The 19,683-nt window shown below is 62.0% G+C and carries 16 protein-coding genes; 10 read left to right on the top strand and 6 right to left on the bottom strand.

Annotated elements, in window-relative coordinates:
• The first annotated feature begins 176 nt into the window (after positions 1-176).
• Together JMV54_RS04630 and JMV54_RS04625 are read left to right on the top strand one after the other, a co-directional pair.
• Positions 177-803, top strand: coding sequence for an ATP-dependent Clp protease proteolytic subunit (locus JMV54_RS04630; protein WP_201517770.1), 627 nt, complete (start codon positions 177-179; stop codon positions 801-803).
• 21 nt (positions 804-824) lie between these two features.
• On the top strand, positions 825-1,487 hold the full coding sequence (locus JMV54_RS04625) for an ATP-dependent Clp protease proteolytic subunit (protein WP_230972626.1): 663 nt from the start codon (positions 825-827) through the stop codon (positions 1,485-1,487).
• A 185-nt stretch (positions 1,488-1,672) separates the two neighbouring features.
• Here the strand turns inward: JMV54_RS04625 and JMV54_RS04620 are convergent, their stop codons facing one another.
• On the bottom strand, positions 1,673-3,355 hold the full coding sequence (locus JMV54_RS04620; protein ID WP_201517769.1) for an MBL fold metallo-hydrolase RNA specificity domain-containing protein: 1,683 nt from the start codon (positions 3,353-3,355) through the stop codon (positions 1,673-1,675).
• Between the two features lie 69 nt (positions 3,356-3,424).
• Between JMV54_RS04620 and JMV54_RS04615 the strand changes: the two genes are divergently transcribed.
• On the top strand, positions 3,425-5,602 hold the full coding sequence (locus JMV54_RS04615; protein ID WP_201517768.1) for a S9 family peptidase: 2,178 nt from the start codon (positions 3,425-3,427) through the stop codon (positions 5,600-5,602).
• A gap of 50 nt (positions 5,603-5,652) precedes the next feature.
• On the opposite strand, the gene JMV54_RS04610 is transcribed toward JMV54_RS04615, so the two are convergent.
• Entirely contained in the window at positions 5,653-6,318 is a 666-nt protein-coding gene (locus tag JMV54_RS04610; RefSeq protein ID WP_201517767.1) for a biliverdin-producing heme oxygenase, read from the bottom strand.
• Between the two features lie 149 nt (positions 6,319-6,467).
• Here JMV54_RS04610 and JMV54_RS04605 point away from each other — a divergent pair, with 149 nt between their 5' ends.
• The 7 genes from JMV54_RS04605 to JMV54_RS04575 all read left to right on the top strand — a co-directional run bounded on the left by JMV54_RS04605 (position 6,468) and on the right by JMV54_RS04575 (position 13,999).
• Positions 6,468-8,027 carry an HtaA domain-containing protein gene (locus JMV54_RS04605; RefSeq protein ID WP_201517766.1) on the top strand — a complete coding sequence of 520 codons (1,560 nt, stop codon included), beginning with the start codon at positions 6,468-6,470 and terminating at the stop codon, positions 8,025-8,027.
• A 129-nt stretch (positions 8,028-8,156) separates the two neighbouring features.
• On the top strand, positions 8,157-9,239 hold the full coding sequence (locus tag JMV54_RS04600; protein ID WP_201517765.1) for a heme/hemin ABC transporter substrate-binding protein: 1,083 nt from the start codon (positions 8,157-8,159) through the stop codon (positions 9,237-9,239).
• Complete coding sequence (locus tag JMV54_RS04595; RefSeq protein WP_201517764.1) at positions 9,240-10,307, top strand: FecCD family ABC transporter permease; 1,068 nt, start codon at positions 9,240-9,242, stop codon at positions 10,305-10,307. It begins immediately after the preceding gene.
• Positions 10,304-11,134 carry a heme ABC transporter ATP-binding protein gene (locus JMV54_RS04590; protein WP_201517763.1) on the top strand — a complete coding sequence of 277 codons (831 nt, stop codon included), beginning with the start codon at positions 10,304-10,306 and terminating at the stop codon, positions 11,132-11,134. Before JMV54_RS04595 ends, JMV54_RS04590 begins: the two co-directional genes overlap by 4 nt.
• A gap of 57 nt (positions 11,135-11,191) precedes the next feature.
• Positions 11,192-12,469, top strand: coding sequence for an ATP-dependent Clp protease ATP-binding subunit ClpX (gene clpX, locus JMV54_RS04585; RefSeq protein ID WP_201517762.1), 1,278 nt, complete (start codon positions 11,192-11,194; stop codon positions 12,467-12,469).
• A 15-nt stretch (positions 12,470-12,484) separates the two neighbouring features.
• Positions 12,485-13,102, top strand: a complete 618-nt coding sequence (locus tag JMV54_RS04580; RefSeq protein WP_201517761.1) for a hypothetical protein — start codon at positions 12,485-12,487, stop codon at positions 13,100-13,102.
• 153 nt (positions 13,103-13,255) lie between these two features.
• Positions 13,256-13,999, top strand: coding sequence for a hypothetical protein (locus JMV54_RS04575; protein ID WP_201517760.1), 744 nt, complete (start codon positions 13,256-13,258; stop codon positions 13,997-13,999).
• Between the two features lie 85 nt (positions 14,000-14,084).
• Here JMV54_RS04575 and JMV54_RS04570 read toward each other — a convergent pair whose 3' ends face one another.
• From JMV54_RS04570 to valS, 4 genes are all read right to left on the bottom strand, one after another.
• Entirely contained in the window at positions 14,085-16,169 is a 2,085-nt protein-coding gene (locus tag JMV54_RS04570) for a M3 family metallopeptidase (protein ID WP_201517759.1), read from the bottom strand.
• A gap of 47 nt (positions 16,170-16,216) precedes the next feature.
• Complete coding sequence (locus tag JMV54_RS04565; RefSeq protein WP_201517758.1) at positions 16,217-16,456, bottom strand: hypothetical protein; 240 nt, start codon at positions 16,454-16,456, stop codon at positions 16,217-16,219.
• Complete coding sequence (locus tag JMV54_RS04560) at positions 16,456-16,977, bottom strand: GNAT family N-acetyltransferase (protein WP_201517757.1); 522 nt, start codon at positions 16,975-16,977, stop codon at positions 16,456-16,458. The genes JMV54_RS04565 and JMV54_RS04560 overlap by 1 nt, the downstream gene beginning before the upstream one ends.
• Before the next feature lie 112 nt (positions 16,978-17,089).
• Positions 17,090-19,678 carry a valine--tRNA ligase gene (valS, locus tag JMV54_RS04555; protein WP_201517756.1) on the bottom strand — a complete coding sequence of 863 codons (2,589 nt, stop codon included), beginning with the start codon at positions 19,676-19,678 and terminating at the stop codon, positions 17,090-17,092.
• Between the last annotated feature and the right edge of the window lie 5 nt (positions 19,679-19,683).

The following is a 19,683-nucleotide window of genomic DNA, read 5'->3' as shown; positions in this document are numbered from 1 at the left end:
GCTCAGCGGAACATATTGGGCCCAGGATGTCGCTACAGCCATCCTGAACCCAAAATCTTCCGCGTTTCTCACCGCTCGACCGGCGCAGTCATATTCACGCCCACGGCGAACAGTGACCAGATCTTCGGCTCGGGTCGAGTAACTTTGAGGCGAAACCGCACGAAGGAGAATCACCTGTGGCTGAACAGCAACTGCCGAACAGTGTTTTCGACCGGCTTCTGAAAGACCGCATCATTTGGCTCGGCGAAGACGTCCGCGACGATAACGCGAACGAAATCTGCGCCAAGATGCTGCTGCTGTCGGCTGAAGACCCCGAAAGCGACATCTACCTCTACATCAACTCGCCGGGTGGTTCGGTGACCGCCGGCATGGCGATTTACGACACCATGCAGCTGGTGCCCAACGACGTTGTCACCGTCGGCATCGGTATGGCCGCCTCGATGGGACAGCTGCTGCTGACCTCGGGTGCCCCCGGCAAGCGCTACATCACCCCGAACACTCGCGTACTGCTGCACCAACCGCTTGGTGGTTTCGGTGGTACCTCGTCGGACATCCAGCGTCAGGCACAGCTCATTCTCGACATGAAGCAGCGCCTCGCCGAAATTACCGCGGCACGCACCGGTAAGTCGGTCGAGCAGATCCACAAGGACGGGGACCGCGACAAGTGGTTCACCGCCGAAGAAGCGCTCGAATACGGCTTCGTCGACCACATCTCAGAATCGGCCACCTCGGTGGTCGGCGGTGGCGGCACCGACCGACGCATCTCGAGCAACCCCGATGCAGTGAGCAACGACGGCGAGTAGGACGAGGAAGGACCCATTCACATGCTTAACATTCCCACCTACGCAGCCGGCTCGCCGATGCCGAACTCGCGCTACATTCTGCCGCAGTTCGAAGAGCGCACCGCCTACGGCTTCAAGCGCCAAGACCCCTACGCGAAGCTCTTCGAAGACCGCATCGTGTTTCTCGGTGTGCAGATTGACGACGCTTCGGCCGACGACGTGATGGCGCAGCTGCTCGTGCTCGAGTCGCAGGATCCCGACCGCGACATCACCATGTACATCAACTCGCCCGGTGGCTCGTTCACCGCGATGACCGCGATCTACGACACCATGCAGTACATTCGCCCCGAGGTGCAGACCGTCTGCCTCGGCCAGGCAGCTTCGGCTGCCGCCGTGCTGCTGGCAGCCGGCCAGCCCGGTAAGCGCCTGGCGCTGCCGAACGCGCGTGTGCTCATCCACCAGCCAGCAACCGGTGGCGGTGGTCAGGGCCAGGCATCCGACATCGAAATCCAGGCGAAAGAAGTGCTGCGCATGCGCGAGTGGCTCGAAGAGGCGCTTGCCAAGCACTCGGGCCAGAGCCAAGACAAAATTTCGAACGACATTGAGCGTGACAAGATTCTCTCGGCTCAGGAGGCGCTCGACTACGGGCTTATCGACCAGGTGTTGACCTCGCGTAAGGGAGCCCACCCGGTCATCCTCGACTAGACCGCAGCCACCAGCTGGTGCGGAAGCACCGCGTCAGCGGAAGCCCCCGTAGCAAAAGCACCACGTAGCGAACAAACCGGCCGTGCCACCACGCTGATTCACTCAGCGAAGGCGACACGGCCGGTTTGCTCTGTGCAGTCCCAGCACTATGGGGGCAGCCCCAGCGCTACGGGGCAGCACCCGCACTACGGGCGAATGAACGCCTGCAGATACAGCGGTTTGCCGGCAATTTCATCCACACTCGGTGCCTGGAACGGAACGTATCCGGCAGCCAGTAGCTCACCGGCCTGTGACGAGAGCGCCTCGGCCGAGTCGGCGGTGAGCAGCCGATAGTCGCGCGGCGCCGGGGCGGCGGCGATCTGAGCTGCCTCGCTGGCGGTGTCGGCGGTAAACGGCGTGTTGGATGCGACCACTTCGGGTACCGTGCGGTCGATGTGGCGCGCCGTGGCGGGTTTGGGTTCGAGCGCAGCCCGGGTGCCGTCAAGCACTACGACCTCGTTATGGCGGGGCACGATGGCATCAATTTCGGGGAACTCGGCCTCAATTGCCTCGGCGAACGCCGCTGCCGAATCGGCCTCGCCGTGCACACAGAACACGGTGTGCGGACGCGGGGATAGATCACGCAACCAGTCGAGCAGATCGGAGCGGTCGCCGTGCACCGAAAACTCGCGGTCTTGGAAAATTTCAGCGCGCACGGGAATGTACTGGCCAAACATTTTTAGCTTGGTCGCGCCCTCAACGAGCGACCGGCCACGCGTACCAACCGCCTGATAACCGGTCAGCACCACCGAGTGTCGTTTATCGCCGAGCATCGCCTCGAGATGGTGGAGTACGCGCCCTCCGGTTGCCATACCGCTGGCGGCGATAATAATCGCCGGATGCTTCCCCGCTTTGGCAGTGAGTTCGCGCGACTCGTCGAGGCTGCGCACTGAATGCAGATCGGGGAACTCAAGCAGTTCATCCGGGAGCAGATCGTCGCGCAATTCATCCGGGAGCGCGCGGTATGCATCCAGTGCGGCATTCGCCATCGGTGAGTCAACATACACCGGCACGTGCGGGATGCGGCCGGCTCGGCGCAGCTGCGCGATCTGTTTGAGCACCACTTCGGTGCGGTCGACTGCGAAGGCCGGCACCAGTACCGAGCCGCCGCGTTCGATGGTGCGGCGCACCACATCGGCAAAACCCTCATGTGGCAGCAGCTCGGGTTCGGGATGTTCGCGGTCGCCGTAGGTGCTTTCGATCAGTGCATAGGGTGCGCCCGGGGGAGTGCCGCGTGATTTCAGCACGGGATGATCGTGGCGGCCGAGGTCGCCCGAGAACACCACCGATACTTCGGGTGTCCACAGCGTGATCGAGGCCGAGCCGAGGATGTGGGCGGCTCGGGTGTAGCGGACAACAATTCCGTCATCAAGATCGAGATCTTCGTCGAACGGCACGGTCACAAATAGCGGCAGCGTCGCTTCCACGTCGGCGGTGGTGTAGAGCGGCAGCGCGGGCTGGTGCTTTGATGAGCCGCGACGGTTGGCTTCGGCAGCATCCTGTTCTTGTATTTTGGCGCCGTCGCGCAGCACGATTTCGGCGAGTCGCACGGTGCCTTCGGTGGCAAAAATAGGGCCGCGAAAACCGCGCTTGACCAGTCGCGGCAGCATTCCGACGTGGTCCATGTGGGCGTGGGTGAGCAGCACATCGGTAATTGAGTCGGCCTCGAATGGCAGCGGCACCCAGTTGCGTTTGCGCAGTTCGCGCGGCCCCTGGAACATGCCGTCGTCAACGAGGATGCGACGGTTGCCGACGTTGAGCAAAAATTTTGATCCGGTGACAGTTTCGGCGGCACCGAGAAATTGCAGGGTGGTGTGAGTGGTGTTCATAGCAGTAGCTTGACAGCCGCGGGTGGCGGTTCGGTGGGAATCCAGGCTGCGCTGACTAGTGTCGGTGCCATGACCGCAGCTGAATTTCCCACTCCGCCCGTTGTCCGCCAAGAGCCTCACCGTCGTGAGGTGCACGGCGATGTGTTTGTCGACTCATACGAGTGGTTGCGAGACAAATCATCGAGTGAGGTTATCGCGCACCTCGAGGCCGAAAACGCCTACACCGATGCGGTAACTGCCGCTCAGGAGCCGCTGCGGGAAGCGATTTTTGGCGAGATCCAGCGTCGCACGCACGAGGCGTCGGTTTCGCTACCGAGCCGGCGCGGTAATTGGTGGTATTTCAGCCGCATGATCGAGGGCGGACAGCATCCCATTTATTGCCGTATTGCCGCCACTGAACCGGCGGCCGAACTTGCCGGTTGGGTGCCGCCGGTGCTCGATCCCGATTCGCCGCGGGCGGATGAACAGGTGCTGCTCGACGCCAACGCCCAGTCGCAGCAGCATGATTTTTATAGCGTCGGCTCGCTCGATATTTCGCCCGATGGACGGCTGCTTGCGCACACCGAAGACACCACTGGCGATGAGCGCTATACGCTGCAGATCCGCGACCTTGAATCGGGCGAGCTGCTGGCCGATTCACTCGGCAATATTGGCCCTGTTGTCGAGTTTTTGCCCGATGGCAAATCGCTGCTGTACACGGTCATCGATGAATCGTGGCGGCCGAATGAGCTGCGCATCCACTGTCTCGGTGAAGATCCGGCGAGCGATGTGCTGCTGTGGCATGAAGCTGACCCCGAGATGTGGTTGGGTGGCCATCTCAGTGACGACCGCCGGTTCATCGTCGCGAGCGCCGGTAATTCTGAACTTGACGAGGTGCGGCTGTGGCCGCTCGTGGCCGATACCGACCTACCGCAGGGGCAGCTGACCACGCTGATTTCGCGCAGCGCGCGGCTGCGCTACGAAGTGCAGCCGGTGTCAGTTGACGGCACATCGCAGCTGGCGATTTTGCATCACGAGGGGCAACCCAATGGTGAGCTGGTGCTGGCAGAGGTGGCGAGCTTCGCTGAGGGCCCCGTTGAATCGATCGCTGCGCTGGGGCCGCGCGTGCTGATTGCCGGCAGCGATACCGACCGGCTGCTATCGCTTTCGTTCACGGGCGAATACCTCGTGGTGGATGCGATGCACGAGGCACTGCCACAGGTGCTGGTGATTTCGGTTGGCTCAGCTGGAGGGGTTTTGCAGCCGCAATTTGCCGAAGAGCTGGTGGGCGTGACGCATCACGAGCTCGAGTTTGGAGCGCCGGTGCTGCGGCTGGATGTGCAGAGCTGGGTACATCCCGACCGGCAATTTGAAATTGCTTTTGATGCGCTCACACGCGGGGAAGCGCCGCAGCTGCGTCGGCAAACCGAGGTGCGAGACTATGACGGCAGCGATTATGTTGCCCGCCGAGAATGGGCCGTCGTGCGTGATGGGACGCGCGTGCCGATTACGCTGCTGCATCACGTTCGCACTGCGCTTGATGGCACCGCGCCGGCGATTATTTATGGCTATGGCTCCTATGAAATTTCGATGGAGCCGGCCCTCTCACTGCCGGTGGCCTCGGTGCTCGACCGCGGTGCGGTATTTGCCGTTGCGCATATTCGCGGGGGTGGCGAGCTCGGGCGAAGCTGGTATGAGGACGGTAAAAAGGCGAACAAGCCCAACTCATTTACCGATTTTGTGGATGCGACCGAGCATCTGGTTTCAGCCGGGCTTGTCGACGGTGAGCGGCTTGCTGCCGTGGGTGGTTCGGCAGGGGGTCTGCTGATGGGAGCCGTGGCAAATCTGGCGCCCGAGCGCTATCGCGCCATCGTCGCTCAGGTGCCGTTTGTTGACCCGTTGACGAGCATCCTCGACCCCGACCTGCCGCTGAGCGCGCTGGAGTGGGAGGAGTGGGGCAACCCGATCACCGATCCCGAAGCGTACGCGACCATTAAGGGCTACTCACCGTACGAAAATATTCGTCCGGTTGCCTACCCGCAGATTGCTGCGGTGACGAGCCTGCATGACACGCGGGTGCTCTACGTTGAGCCGGCCAAATGGGTGGCGCGGCTGCGCGAAATTACCACCGGGGATGCGCCGATCGTGCTCAAAACCGAGATGCACGGCGGACACGGGGGTGGTTCGGGACGGTACCAGCGCTGGCGCGACCGGGCCTGGGACTATGCGTTCATGCTGCACGCGATCGGTGCCGAGCAAACGATTTAAACCGACGGCGGCGTAGTGGGGGAATCGGTCCCGACTACGCCGCCGATCGTTTAGGCGGCAGCTGGCACGTAAATTTCGTCGAGTTCGGCAAAGATTTCCTGATTGGCCCGGAAGCTGTCGTTTGCTCCGGCGATGAGTCGCTGCGCATCCGCTTCGGCGAGCCCGAGACTGTCGAGCCGGTTACGGTAGCGCTCCTTAAAACGAGGCAGCGGTGCGAGCGGCGAAAAATCAAAGAACTGTGAGCCAGCTTTGGGTAGGCCGTAGCTGCGCTCGAGCATGACTCGCATTGCCTGACCGCCAGAAAGGTCACCAAGATAGCGCGTGTAGTGGTGGGCGATGAGCGCGACAGCATCACCGCGGCAGGCGCGGATGAGATCTACATACGCGGCAGTCGCTGGTTGCATCCCGATAGGTCGTGTCGAATAGGTGCGCGTCAGGTAGTCGAAGTCGGCGGCGATTGCCTCAGAGCGGTCGAGTTCGCGAACAAACAGCTCGGTGGCGGGGTGGTAGTTCGGAATGGTGTCGACTGCCGTTTCGAGCGCGTGATAGATAAAACCGTATTGCTCGAGCAAGCCCGCCCAGGCGTGGATAGAGAGCTCACCTCCCAGCAAGCGAGTGAGAAAAGCGGCACGTTCGGCCTGTTCGTGGGCATCTTGGGTGCACTGGCGCAGCCGCGCTGACAGCGGTTCGATCGCGATAGCTTCTGCGGTAGACATGGGTTCCCTTTCGATTATGAGGGTGCGAGAAGTGTCGAACACCCACTTTAAAGTTAGGTTAGGCTTGCCTAAGTGTTTTCTGTGCGCTAGTTTCCTTGTTAGGTAAGGCTAACCTAACTAAGTGCACCGCGGGTGCCAGAAAGGGAACTATGTTGGGAATGCAGCGACTGCGTCGCGGCGCGGTCTCGTTGAGTGCCATCGCACTGGCGCTCGCGGGGATCGCGGTGGGGACCTCGCAAACGGCCGTGGCCAGCACCGAGACCACCACTGAAGCGACTGCGCAGTGGGGCGTCAAAGAATCGTTCCGGAAATACATCGCCGGAAATATCGCCAAGGGATCGGTCGATTTCGCTGGAAACGTCAGCGATGCTCCGGCTCCGTACACCTGGACTGACGGCACCGGCACGGTAGATCGTGATGCCGGGGCCGCCGACATCTCTTTCGAGGGCTCGGTGACCTTTAACGGGCATCACGGTTTGTTGGAGACCAAGCTCTCGGATCTGCGTGTTGTCTTCAATGCTGACTCCACCGGCACGATCTACGCCGATGTTTCGGCAAAGCAGCTCGACAGCGCAGAAATCTACACGGCTGATGACGTTGCTTTCGCAACCATCCAAAACCCCACCTGGACTGATACGGGAGTGTCGGGTTCAGCAGTGCTCACCGAGCCGGGTGCGCAGGCGTTCGCCGGCTTCTATGAACCGGGTATCGAACTCGACGACATCTCGCTGACTATCCCCGAACCGGCGCCTGCACCAACCGAGGATGAAACGACGGAGCCAACCGAGGAGCCGGAGGCGCCGGAGTCGACAGAGATGACTAAGCCGACTGAGGCGCCGGAGCCGACTCAAAAGCCAGCACCGAAACCGACTGACAAAGCAACGCCAAAGCCAGAGAAGCCGACGGCAACTGCTGCGCCCAAGGGTCCTGCGGCAGACAACAAGCCTTCAGCGCCGCAAGCCCCGGCAACACAGAAAGACACTTGCGTGGCGAACGAGGTGTCGGGCACGATGAACTGGGGTGTTCGCACCTCGTTCCGTAACTACATCCAGGGCGGTATCGCCAAGGGCAGCTGGACACTGGATGGAGTCTCGGAGTCGGCAACTGGATTCACCTGGAACGGTTCGGGTGAAATCAACACTGAAACCATGTCGGGAACGGTTCACTTCCCCGGCTCAGTGCACTTCACCGGTCACAAGGGGATCCTCGACCTGAAGTTCTCGAACATCCGAGTTGCGTTCAACTCGGCAAACAGCGGCACCCTCGTGATGGATGTCAACTACTCGGATATGGAAGGCAACAAGAGTTCTGCCTCGAACGTGGCCTTCGCTGATCTGAGCTTCAGCGGTGTGCAGGCACAGGGTGGCCGCATCGAGGTATCCAATGCTGCAGCAACTCTGACCGCCGACGGTGCGGTTGCGTTTGCCGGATTCTATGAAGCTGGCACCGAGCTCGACCCGATCTCACTATCGCTCGAGCTCGGCGGTGAAACGAGCTGCTCGTCCGCGGCTGGAACCACATCGGATGCTGCCGGTGGCGCCGGTGGTGGCAAGACCGGCGGATCGAAGAAGGACGGCAAACTGGCTGAGACGGGTGCGAGTGGCGAATTTGCACCGTTTATGGCGGGTGCGGCGGCACTGATTCTGCTCGGCGCGGCGGCACTCACCCGCGTGCACGCAGACCGTGAAGCGTTCGCACAGTCTGAATAGGGCAACACCCGCGCAGCCACATTGCTGACGCAGCAGCGGCCGCCGGCCGACTCGCTTTGACGAGCGGGCGGCGGTCGCTGTCGCTGTTGCTGCGCTGTCTGAACCGAAGCTGAGAAAACAAAAACTGATATGCAACTCCTCCGAAAAACCATTGTCTTTATCGGCGGCATCGCACTGCTCGGCAGTCTCGCTGGCTGTGCATCCGCAGCCCCCGACCGCACCGGCGAATCGCCAGTTACAGAAAATACGCAAACGGCCACCCCCAGTGAGCAGCTACCAGACCCGCGAGAATTGACGGGGCTGAGCGAAGTTGCCGAAGTGCCACCGATCGAGCCGATCGTTAAATCGCCCACACCAGTTCTGCCGGTTACCGTAACCGGTGACGACGGTGTCGAAACCACCATTGACTCGGCCGACCGCATCGTCACCCTCGACATTTATGGCACCACGAGCCAAACCCTCATTGGCCTGGGACTGGAAGACAATATCGCCGGGAGGACGATCTCGGATATTAGCCCGCAGATCGCCGACGTGCCGGTGGTGAGTGGCGACGGACATGCGGTGGATGTTGAAGCCGTACTATCAGTGAAACCGACGCTCGTGTTCGCCGACACCACACTCGGCCCAGCCAGTGCAATCGACCTGCTGCGCAATAGCGGAATTGATGTTGTGGTGCTGAGCCCCGATCGCGGAGCCGACCTCATCGCCGAGCAGATTGCAGCCATCGCCGAAGCGACGGGTATTCCTGATGTGGGTGCGAAATTGATCGAGCGTACGCAAACCGACCTTGCCGCAGCGCAGGAGTATGTGGCAAGCCTCGCCCCGCGCAGCGGTGAACCGCTGCGAATGGTCGTGCTCTATGTGCGCGGTAATGCCGGCGTCTTCTTTATTTTTGGCAAGGGGAGTGCTTCTGTCGCACTCATTGAAGACCTGGGCGGCGAAGCAATCGCCGCGAATGCGGGACTGGGCGAGACCGTGCCGGCAACAGCAGAGTCGCTGGTACAGATCGACCCGGAGCTCATCCTGGTGATGTCAGACGGGCTGAAATCTACTGGCGGGTTGAGTGGTCTGCTCGAACGGCCCGGAGTCGCCCAGACCACGGCAGGTGCGAACGAGCGAGTGGTTTCAGTGCCCGATAGTCAGCTGATTTCATTCGGGCCTAACTATCCTGCAGCGCTCCGTGCCCTGGGTGACGCAATTTACCGAGGATAAATGGCGAACAACCAACTCCAGCGGCGTCGGTTGACCGCCTGGGTGCTCGGAATCGGGCTGGTTGTGCTGCTCGTGACCACGATCGTGTGGTCGATCGCGACCGGTCAGTATGCGATGACTCCCAATGAACTGCTTGCGACGATTCGCCGATTTGTGGGCATCGACCCGCCAGCGCCCATCGGGAGCGACCTCGCGAGAAACGATGCGGTGCTGCTACAGGTGCGATTGCCCCGAATCGTGCTCGGGCTCGTTGTCGGAGCTGCGCTGGCAGTTGCCGGTGTGCTGACGCAGAGTCTGTTCGGCAATCCGCTCGCCGAACCCGGGGTGATCGGTATCACCTCGGGCGCGGCCCTGGGTGCCGCCATCAGCATCGTGTTCGGGTTTAGCTGGCTGGGCATCGCCACCACACCATTCGTTGCATTTCTTGCGGGCCTGGTTACCTCGGCCATTGTCTGGAGCATTGCGCGCAGCATTTCCACCCAGCGCGCGGTCTCGCTGCTGCTGGTGGGAATTGCGATCAATGCGCTCGCGGGTGCCGCCACTGCATTCATATTTGTGCTGGCGCCCACCACTGCGCGTGATGCGGTGGTGTTTTGGCAGCTCGGCTCGATCAACGGGGCTACCTGGACCGCCGTATTGATGACGGCACTACCCGTCGCGGTGGCGCTCATCGCAGTGCTGTGGCTCCCGCATCGCCTTGATGCGCTAGCCCTCGGAGACCGCGCGGCGAAACACCTCGGGCTTCGAGTTGAACTCGTGCGTATTCTCACGATCGTGCTGGCGGCACTACTGACCGGGGCCGCGGTGTCATTCGTCGGGGTGATTGGATTCGTCGGGCTGGTCGTGCCCCACGCGGTGCGGCTGCTGGTTGGCCCGCAGCATCGGCATGTGCTGCCACTGTCGCTACTGGGTGGTGCCTGGCTGGTATCGATTGCAGACCTTGGCGCGCGAACACTGGTAGCGGCAACCGACCTGCCAATTGGCATGATGACCGCGATCATCGGGGCGCCGGTTTTTCTACTGCTGCTGCGGCAAACACTGGACGTACAGCGAAGGGGAGAGGCATGAGCTGGGTACTGCGCGCGAAGCAGGTACTCGTTGAGGCGGGGCAGCGCCGGCTGCTGGATGACATCAATCTTGAAATTGGTCGCGGTGAACTGGTGATGCTGGTGGGCCCGAATGGTGCCGGCAAATCAACCCTGCTGAGCACACTCTCCGGCGACCTGACACCGCAACAGGGAACAGTCGAACTGTTCGGGCAACCGTTGCGCGAACTGCGACCGCGTAGCGCCGCTCGAATGCGGGCGGTGCTCGAACAGCATCCACGGGTTGGGTTCGGGTTTTTGGTTCGCGAGGTGGTGGCACTTGGACGCACTCCCTGGCGAAACACTGACGCCAGCGATGACGATGAGACCGTTGTTGCGGCCTCGATGACGGTGAACGATGTGCTGCATCTTGAGGGGCGTGATGCGCTCACGCTGTCTGGTGGTGAGTCGGCACGGATGTCGCTGGCACGAGTGTTCGCGCAACAAACTCCGGTGCTATTTCTCGATGAGCCCTCGGCCGCGCTCGACATCTGCCACTCCGAGCGGCTGCTCGGTCAGCTTCGCGCGCTGACCCGGCTGGGGCACACGATCCTCGTGGTCTCGCACGACCTCGATAGTGCCGCGTCGTGGGCCGATCGGATCATCCTGCTCAGCGAGGGAAAAATTGTGGCCGATGGGGCACCTGCCGATGTGCTCACCGCCGAGCTGCTCACCGATGTGTATGGCACGGGTATTGAAGTGCTGCGGCATCCCGAAAGCGGTGTGCCGATTGTGCGACCGAAACGCACCGGCTGGTCGGAGCCGCTTGGCGAAATAGCAGCCCTGAGTTCTCGAACCGCGCCGGTATAGGCTCCAGAATGTCGGCGGGAGGCACTAGGCTGGCTGACAGTCACGCAGGGAGGAACTATGGCGCGCATCGGTGAAGGAAGCGATCTGCTGAAGTGCTCTTTTTGTGGAAAGAGTCAGAGGCAGGTGCAGCAGCTCATTGCCGGCCCCGGCGTCTATATCTGCGACGAATGCGTTGAGCTGTGTAACGAGATCATCCGAGAGCGGATGAACGAGCAGCAGCCCGAGGCGGTTGCCGAGTTTGATCTGCCCAAACCGCGCGACATCTACGAGTTTTTGCAGAATTACGTGGTCGGGCAAGAAGACGCCAAGCGAGCGCTCTCGGTGGCGGTGTACAACCACTACAAGCGCATCCGGCACACTGAAACCCCCAAAGATGGTGACGATGCGGATGCCATTGAAATTGCCAAGTCAAATATTTTGCTGATCGGCCCCACCGGAACCGGTAAGACCTACCTCGCCCAGTCGCTGGCACGCCGACTGAACGTGCCGTTCGCGGTTGCCGACGCCACCTCGCTCACCGAAGCGGGTTACGTCGGTGAGGATGTCGAAAACATCCTGCTGAAACTGCTGCAGGCAGCCGACTTCGACGTGAAGCGTGCCGAAACCGGCATTGTGTACATCGACGAAATCGACAAAATTGCGCGCAAGGCCGAAAACCCCTCGATCACCCGTGACGTTTCGGGCGAGGGCGTGCAGCAGGCACTGCTCAAAATTATTGAGGGCACCACAGCCTCGGTTCCCCCGCAGGGTGGCCGCAAGCATCCACAACAGGATTTCATTGAAATCGACACGACGAACGTGCTGTTCATTTGCGCCGGTGCGTTCGCGGGACTCGAAGAGATCATCTCGTCGCGCGCCGGCAAAAAAGGCATCGGTTTTGGCTCGCCGCTGCACTCACCGAGCACCATCGAAAATATTTACGGCGACGTCGAACCTGAAGACCTGCACAAATTCGGGCTCATCCCCGAGTTCATCGGCCGATTGCCGGTGATCACCACGGTAGAGCCGCTCGACCGTGACGCACTGGTGCGCATCCTGGTTGAACCGCGCAATGCGCTCGTCAAGCAATACCAGCGCATGTTTGAACTCGACGAAGTTGAACTTGAGTTTGACGATGAGGCGCTGCAAGAGATTGCCGACCTCGCCGTTGCCCGTAAAACCGGCGCTCGCGGCCTACGGGCCATCCTCGAAGAGGTGCTGGGGCCGATCATGTTCGACATTCCCTCGCGTGACGACGTCGCCAAGGTATCGATCACCGCCGATGTGGTGCGTCAGAACGCAGCCCCCACGATTCTCCCGAAGCCAGCGGACGCCCGGAAAGGGAAAACCGCCTAGCGCGGTGCCGCCAGTATGATGAGCCGGCCAAAACGAGCAATCGCCGTGATCGCGCTCGCGGTCACGGTTACCGCGGTGACTTCCGGATGCACTGCCGAGTCGCTCACGGTCGAAGACCCGCGTGCACAAACGCCCACCCCAACCCGTATCGTTGAGACGCTCACTGAGCCCGAGGGGCTGCCACACGGCAGCGAAACTCCCGGACCCGCTGAATCAACACGTCCTACGGGCGGCGAAAACGATAAGCGTACGCCACGTGTGGATGCGCTACGGGTGGGCGATGATGACTTCTCGGCGCTCGACTGGGATATCACCTGCGGTGGGCTCGATAGCGCTCCTTCTGTGCTCGGTACCGCCGAGGACGGTGGTGACCAGTATGTGTTCATGCTGCTGGCCAGTGGGGCCGACCAGCTACTGTCATTCACCTTTAGCTACGGACCCGATGGTGGCGGTCACACTTCAAAGACCGGGCTGACGGTGACACCCGGCAGCGGTCAGGGTAACGGCACCTTCACTCTGGAAGGAACGCGCATCATTTCGGATGGTCGCGGTATTTCGTATTCGCCCGAGGGCACCGACCGCACGGCAAAAACGCTCTACACCGCCGAGTTCACCTGCGCTGACGACGAATAATTGCACGATCGCGCGGCTGACGTTCAGCACGCCAGAGTCATCCGCTCGTTGGATGCTCGCACTACTTGAAGCGGTCGGTTTATGTTTTCTTGCGTTATTACCATGTTGATGCGGTGACTTGACCGCGAATTGATTGCAGGGGAGGACGCTCACGTGGAGCACACATTTCGAGGCCGCAGGGTACTGGCTCTCATGGCGGCCGTGCCGTTGGTCGTTGGCCTGACCGCATGTGCGAACGGCGATGACAGCGATGACAAGCCGAGGTCGAAGCAGACTCGCAGCGCAGAAAATAAAGGTGACGGCGGCGGTGGTGGCCTGTTGCCATTCGGCGGTGGGGGTAACGGCCCAGCACCTGGCCCCACCGAGGACGGACCCAATGGCGGCGGTGACATCGGTGGTGGCGGCACCGGCGGTGGTGGCGGCTTCGGCGGCGGTGACGGTGGTGACGACATCGGTGGCGGCGAAACCGGCGGCACCGGCGGGAGCGGTGGCACCGGTGGCGGTGGCACCGGTGGCGGTGGCACCGGTGGCGGTGGTGGCGCAGGCGGTCGTGACGTCGTGCGCCTCGGTAACACCGACCTGTCTTCGATCGATTGGCAAACCACCTGCAGTACGTCTGGCGGTTACACACTGACTGGTGGTGACTCCAAGTACTCTTCATCTGCCGACGCGGGCGCAACGTTCCTTGTCACCGCAGACTCACAGGGCAAAGTTGATTCGGTGCTGCTGTTTGGCGAAGACGCCAGTGATAATGTGTCGTACTCCTCAACGACCGGCGGAACTGCGCCCCAGCTCAACTACTCAAGCGGTCGAATGCGAGTTACGGGTGAGGGCAGCTCATTCAGTGGAGATGTCAAGAAATTTGAGATCGACGTTGCTTGCGATCTCGAGTACTGAGTTCTACGAGTAGTTAGCGCCGGTGTGCCGCATCCTCCGCCGAGGGGGAGCAGCACACCGGCGCCAGTCTTATTGGCGCGATCTGTTAGTCGAGACCGCGGCGGCGCAGCAGCGGCTGGATGCTCGGGTCGCCGCCGAAAAATTCCCGCACCATCTCCATCGCATCACGCGAGCCACCGGGGCCGAGAATGATACGACGGAACTGTTCACCGAACTCGCGAATAGCAGCCGAGTTTTCGCCGAGCGCCTCGAATCGCTCGACCGTGGCCGCATCGAACACCTCCGACCAGATGTAGCCGTAGTAACCGGCCGCGTAGCCGCCCGCGAAAATGTGCTGGAAACAGCACGACGAATAGCGGGTCGGCACCTCGGGCAGCAATAGCCCGGCACGGTCGAGAGCCTCGCGCTCAAACTCGGCAACATCGGTCACAGCGTCGGCTTCGGCGCGGCTGAGCGAATGCCAGGCCTGGTCGAGCACCGAAGCGGCGAGGTATTCGGTGGTGGCAAAACCCTCATTAAACTGCGAGGCGCGCTGCAACCGGGCCACCCACTCGGCCGGCATCGGCTCACCGGTGACGTGGTGTACGGCATACCGGGGCAGCACCAGCGGGTGCAGCATCCACATCTCGTTCACCTGGCTCGGATACTCCACGAAGTCGCGCTTCACGCTGGTGCCCGAATTGCTCGGGTACACGGTGTGCGCGAGCAGGCCGTGCAGGGCGTGCCCGAACTCGTGGAACATGGTTTCGACCTCGTCGAGCGATAGCAGCGTCGGCGATCCTGCCGGGGGTTTCGCGACGTTGAGCACGTTAAACACCACCGCCTGCTGGTCAAGCAGCTCGTTTTGTTCAACGAAGTTCGACATCCACGCGCCGCCTCGTTTCACCGGGCGAGCGTAGGGGTCAAACAGGTAGAGTCCGAGAGCGGTGCCGTCCTCGTCAAAAACCTCAAACACTCGCACATCCGGTTCGTAGCCGGTGAGATCTTCGCGAGGCGTGAGGCTCAGCCCATAAACCAGCTTGGCGGCGGCAAACACACCGTCAACCAGCACTCGGTTTATTTCGAAATAGGGCTGCATGGCCGCAGTGTCGAGCTCATAGTCGCGTGCGCGCACCTGTTCGGCGTAGAAGGCCCAGTCGTGGGCGGCAAGCTGGAATGGCTCGGCGTCCTGTGCGCGTTGCTGTTCATCGGCCAGCGCTTGCAGGGCTTCAAGCTCACGGCGAGCATTGCGCACCGCCGGCGGGGTGAGCAGTTGCAGCCGCTCGCTGATGGCCGCTGCCGACCCCGCGGTCGAATCGGCCGCATTCGCCTCGGCGGCGGATGCGAAACCGAGAAGTTCGGCTCGTTCAGCGCGCAGCCGCACGATTTCGAGCACCACCTTGGCATTGCTGTGCTCACCCTCACTCGCGCGGGCGACCGAGGCGGCATGGATGCGAGCCCGCAGCTCACGATTGCGCAGCTGCGCCAGCCACGGGTGCCCGGTATAAAGCGGCAGCGTGATCAACCAGCCACCGGCGTGACCCGCATCGGTAGCCGCTTGAGCCGCCGCAGCGCGCTCATCCTCGCCCAGTCCATCAAGCTCAGCAGCATCGGTGACGAGCACGGCGCGGGCATTGGTGTCGGCGAGCAGATTCGCCTGAAAAACCGTGTTGAGCTCGGCAATGCGCTCATTAATGGCGGCGAGTCGCTGCTTTTCGGAGTCTGCCAGCGCGGCACCGGCGAGTTGGAAACGCAGTCGGGTCTGCTCAACGAGGTGCAGCTGCTCGGCGGTGAGATCGAGCGCGTGCCGCTGCTCGTAGACCGAGTTGATGCGTTCAAACAGCTGTGTGTTGAGCGCAATTGCATCAAAATGAGCGGTGAGCTTGGGTGCATACTCGCGTTCGATTTCCGAGATCGACTCGGTGGCGTCGCTCGAGGTGAGGGCCCAAAACACTATGGCCACGCGCCGCAGTAGCTGGCCGGAGCGTTCGAGTGCGGCAATGGTGTTGTCGAATGTTGCCGGTTCGGATGCACCGACAATGGCGGCAATTTCAGCGCGGTGCTGCGCCAGCCCGGCCTCGAACGCGGGACGATAGTGTTCGTCGCGGATATCGGTGAAGGGCGGGAGTTCGTACGGCAGTTTGGATGGGGCCGCGAACGGGTTTGCTGGATCGAGTTTTGCTGTTGGCATGGTCAGAGCCTAATCGTGACCAGCCCAGAACTGGCTTGATGTTGGAACTAGCCAGTCAGCCAGTCGTCGTCTTCATCGCACAGCTCACTGCCGCTGTCGGTGACGGCTCCGGTAGCGTCAATTTCAAGATGCGTGCCGTCGCTGTGATCTGCGATCGGGCGTCCCTCGAGCCACGTGAGCGTCCACGAGCCGCCGCGCACATTCGCCGCTCTGATGGCTTCGGCAAGTGCTGCCGGCACGCTCGGGGGCGGGGGAGCGCTGTCAGCCCAGCGGGTGCCGATTTGCATTATGCCTCGACGTCCAGGGCCGGGTCGCTCTCGTAAATACCCGACTTTGAGATCGGTTCGGCGCCGGCCAGCTGGTGCAGGGTGTCGCTTGCCGCGAGCCAGCGAATTTTGGTTGCGCCGATTGCCCGTGCCCGCTGCTGTACGGCAGCAACAAGGGCACGAGCCGCAGCCTCATCACGGACAGCGCGATGCACATATGCCAGGTGTACATCGAGCGCGGCAGCGCCGGTGCTGAGCGAGATCGAAGGCAGCATGAGGGCCAGGCCGATGAGGTTCCCCGAGCGGTCGGCGACGATGGCTTCCAATTGCGAAGCTGGAGTCGTCGTCGAACTTTCGTGGCCAAGCTGCTGCCAGATGCGCAGCGCAATCTCATCTCGGTAGACGAGCCCGCTCACCTCTAACGACTCTGCCAACAGACTCACCCACGGAAAAAAATCTTCGCGGGTCACAGGCCGGAGCACCGGTGCGATACGTGCCGCAGCGGAGCGATTGGATGAGCGTGAGTGTCTGGGAGTGGTCATAATCCTTTTTCTAGAGCGCGTCGCCTATCTTAGGCCGGGATGACGAGCCAAAACAGTGCCCAAATAGTTTCGGGCCGGTGGCTGTACGACACACCGGCCCGAATTTGTTGGCTTATTTTTGGGGAGCCTCACCGAGTACCGCGTCGCGAACGGTGAGTTCGTCGGCGTCGGTTGCGAGACTGAGTTCTTGGATGCGGCCGACTGCAGCCAGGTCGCCCGCGGCTCCTTCCAGCAGCTCAATTTCGGCAGCCGGTGCCGCGATCGTGACGCTCAATAGCGGGGTCTTCTGCGAAACCTTGGCATCGGTCTTGGTACCGCGGATGCTGGTGAGTGCCTGCGAGGTGAGGGCGAGCAGTTCGGCACGGCCCTGTGTGGGCAGCTCGTCCACGGTCGGCCACGCCGCGCGGTGGACCGAGCCTTCCTGCCACCACGACCACACCTCTTCGGTGGCGAATGGCAGCACCGGGGCGAACAGTCGCAGCAGCACGTGGATTGCGGTGCGCATCGCTGCCACTGCCGATTGGCGTGCGGGAGCATCGTCGCCGTAGGCGCGCTCCTTCACCAGCTCGAGGTAGTCGTCACAGAAGGTCCAGAAGAACGTCTCGGTCACTTCCAGTGCCCGGGCGTGGTTGAACTCGCCCAGCGCGCGGGTGGCCGATTCGATCACACTGTGCAGTTCGGCGAGCATTGCCAGATCGAGCGGGTTGGTGATGGCGGCAATCGAGTCGGCACCGGTGGCGTCAAAGCCCAGCGCGAGTTTGGCGGCGTTGAGCACCTTGATCGCGAGTCGGCGACCGATCTTGATTTGCGTGGGCCGCTGCGGGTCGAACGCCGCGTCGGTGCCGAGCCGGCTCGAGGCCGCCCAATAGCGCACCGCATCCGAGCCGTGGGTGTCGAGCAGCGCAGCGGGAGTCACCACGTTGCCCTTCGACTTCGACATCTTTTTGCGGTCGGGGTCGACGATAAAGCCCGAGATCGTGGCGTGCCGCCACGGTAGCTGACCCTGCTCGAGTTCGCTGCGCAGCAGCGTCGAGAACAGCCAGGTGCGGATAATGTCCTGGCCCTGGGGGCGCACGTCGTACGGCGACACCAGCTGCCACAGTTCGGGGTCGCGCTCCCAACCACCGGCCAGCTGCGGGGTGAGTGACGAGGTCATCCAGGTGTCCATCACATCCACTTCACCGACAAACCCGCCGGGCTCGCCGCGCTGCGCCTCGGAATAGCCCTCGGGAGCGTCGGTTGAGGGGTCGACCGGCAGCTGTGCCTCGCTCGGCAGCAGCGGCGAGTCGTAGTTGACGACGCCATCGGCATCGATCGGGTACCACACCGGGATCGGCACACCGAAAAAGCGCTGGCGCGAGATGAGCCAGTCACCCGAAAGTCCCTCGACCCAGTTTTCGTACCGCACGCGCATGAACTCGGGCACGAAGTCGAGGTTGCGGCCGTGTTCGAGCAGTCGCGCGCGCAGCTGCTCGTCATTGGCGCCGTTGGCGACGTACCACTGGCGAGTCGAAACAATTTCGAGCGGGCGGTCGCCCTTTTCGAAGAACTTCACCGGGTGGGTGATCTTGCGGGGTTCTCCGATCATTTCGCCCGATTCTTGCAGCGCCTCGACAACGACCTTCTTGGCACTAAAAACGGTTTTGCCAACCATTTCGGCGTACACCGCGCGGCCAGTTTCGCTGGTGATGGCCTCGGGCATGGCGTCCATGATGCGACCGTCTTCGCCCAGGATGGATCGGTTCGGCAGCTTCAGTTCACGCCACCACACCACGTCGGTGACATCACCGAAGGTACAGATCATCGCGATACCCGAGCCCTTATCTTGCTGGGCGAGCGGGTGCGCGAGCACCGGCACCTCGACGTCAAACAGCGGGGTTCGGGCGGTGGTGCCAAAAAGTGCCTGGTAGCGCTCATCGTCGGGATGCGCCACGAGCGCCACACAGGCCGGCAGCAGCTCGGGGCGGGTGGTTTCGATAAAAATGTCGTTGCCGTCGGCGCCGTGGAAGGCGAGCCGGTGGTAGGCACCTGGCTGTTCGCGATCTTCAAGTTCGGCCTGCGCGACTGCGGTGCGGAAGGTCACGTCCCACAGCGTCGGGGCCATGTCCTGGTATGCCTCGCCGCGCTCGATATTGCGGATGAACGCGAGCTGGGATGCGCGGCGGCTCGAATCTTCAATGGTGCGGTAGGTCTGGGTCCAGTCGACCGAGAGACCAAGCTTGCGCCACAGATCTTCGAAGGCACGTTCATCCTCGATGGTGAGCTTTTCGCACAGTTCGATGAAGTTGCGGCGCGAGATTGGCTGTTGGTCGGCGGCCTTGATGCTCTTGCCATCACCGCCCTCGTGCGGGGGCACGAAGTTTTCGACATACGGCAGTGACGGGTCGCAGCGCACGCCGTAGTAGTTCTGTACGCGGCGCTCGGTGGGCAGGCCGTTGTCGTCCCAACCCATCGGGTAAAACACGCGCTTACCAGTCATGCGCTGGTAGCGGGCAACCACATCCGTGTGGGTGTAGCTAAACACGTGGCCGATGTGCAGTGAACCGGATGCGGTTGGCGGGGGAGTGTCGACCGAGTAGACGGTGTCGCGGGTGGCACCCTCACGGTCGAAGCGGTATGTGCCATCGGTTTCCCAGACGTTGCCCCACTTCTCCTCGAGGCCTTCGAGAGCTGGCTTATCGGGGAGGTTTGCGTTCGACATCGCAG

Origin of the sequence: Gulosibacter hominis, from assembly GCF_904842695.1 — a bacterium.
Classification (GTDB): Bacteria; Actinomycetota; Actinomycetes; order Actinomycetales; family Microbacteriaceae; genus Gulosibacter; species Gulosibacter hominis.
Note: the sequence above shows the minus strand (reverse complement) of the source record. Positions and strands in the feature narration are given on the sequence as shown.

Bases quoted from the DNA above. Each gene is read 5' to 3' on its own strand.
- JMV54_RS04625 (WP_230972626.1), top strand. From the start codon at position 825: ATGCTTAACATTCCCACCTACGCAGCCGGCTCGCCGATGCCGAACTCG.
- JMV54_RS04620 (WP_201517769.1), bottom strand. From the start codon at position 3,355: ATGAACACCACTCACACCACCCTGCAATTTCTCGGTGCCGCCGAAACT.
- JMV54_RS04615 (WP_201517768.1), top strand. From the start codon at position 3,425: ATGACCGCAGCTGAATTTCCCACTCCGCCCGTTGTCCGCCAAGAGCCT.
- JMV54_RS04610 (WP_201517767.1), bottom strand. From the start codon at position 6,318: ATGTCTACCGCAGAAGCTATCGCGATCGAACCGCTGTCAGCGCGGCTG.
- JMV54_RS04605 (WP_201517766.1), top strand. From the start codon at position 6,468: ATGTTGGGAATGCAGCGACTGCGTCGCGGCGCGGTCTCGTTGAGTGCC.
- JMV54_RS04600 (WP_201517765.1), top strand. From the start codon at position 8,157: ATGCAACTCCTCCGAAAAACCATTGTCTTTATCGGCGGCATCGCACTG.
- JMV54_RS04595 (WP_201517764.1), top strand. From the start codon at position 9,240: ATGGCGAACAACCAACTCCAGCGGCGTCGGTTGACCGCCTGGGTGCTC.
- JMV54_RS04590 (WP_201517763.1), top strand. From the start codon at position 10,304: ATGAGCTGGGTACTGCGCGCGAAGCAGGTACTCGTTGAGGCGGGGCAG.
- clpX (WP_201517762.1), top strand. From the start codon at position 11,192: ATGGCGCGCATCGGTGAAGGAAGCGATCTGCTGAAGTGCTCTTTTTGT.
- JMV54_RS04580 (WP_201517761.1), top strand. From the start codon at position 12,485: ATGATGAGCCGGCCAAAACGAGCAATCGCCGTGATCGCGCTCGCGGTC.
- JMV54_RS04570 (WP_201517759.1), bottom strand. From the start codon at position 16,169: ATGCCAACAGCAAAACTCGATCCAGCAAACCCGTTCGCGGCCCCATCC.
- JMV54_RS04565 (WP_201517758.1), bottom strand. From the start codon at position 16,456: ATGCAAATCGGCACCCGCTGGGCTGACAGCGCTCCCCCGCCCCCGAGC.
- JMV54_RS04560 (WP_201517757.1), bottom strand. From the start codon at position 16,977: ATGACCACTCCCAGACACTCACGCTCATCCAATCGCTCCGCTGCGGCA.
- valS (WP_201517756.1), bottom strand. From the start codon at position 19,678: ATGTCGAACGCAAACCTCCCCGATAAGCCAGCTCTCGAAGGCCTCGAG.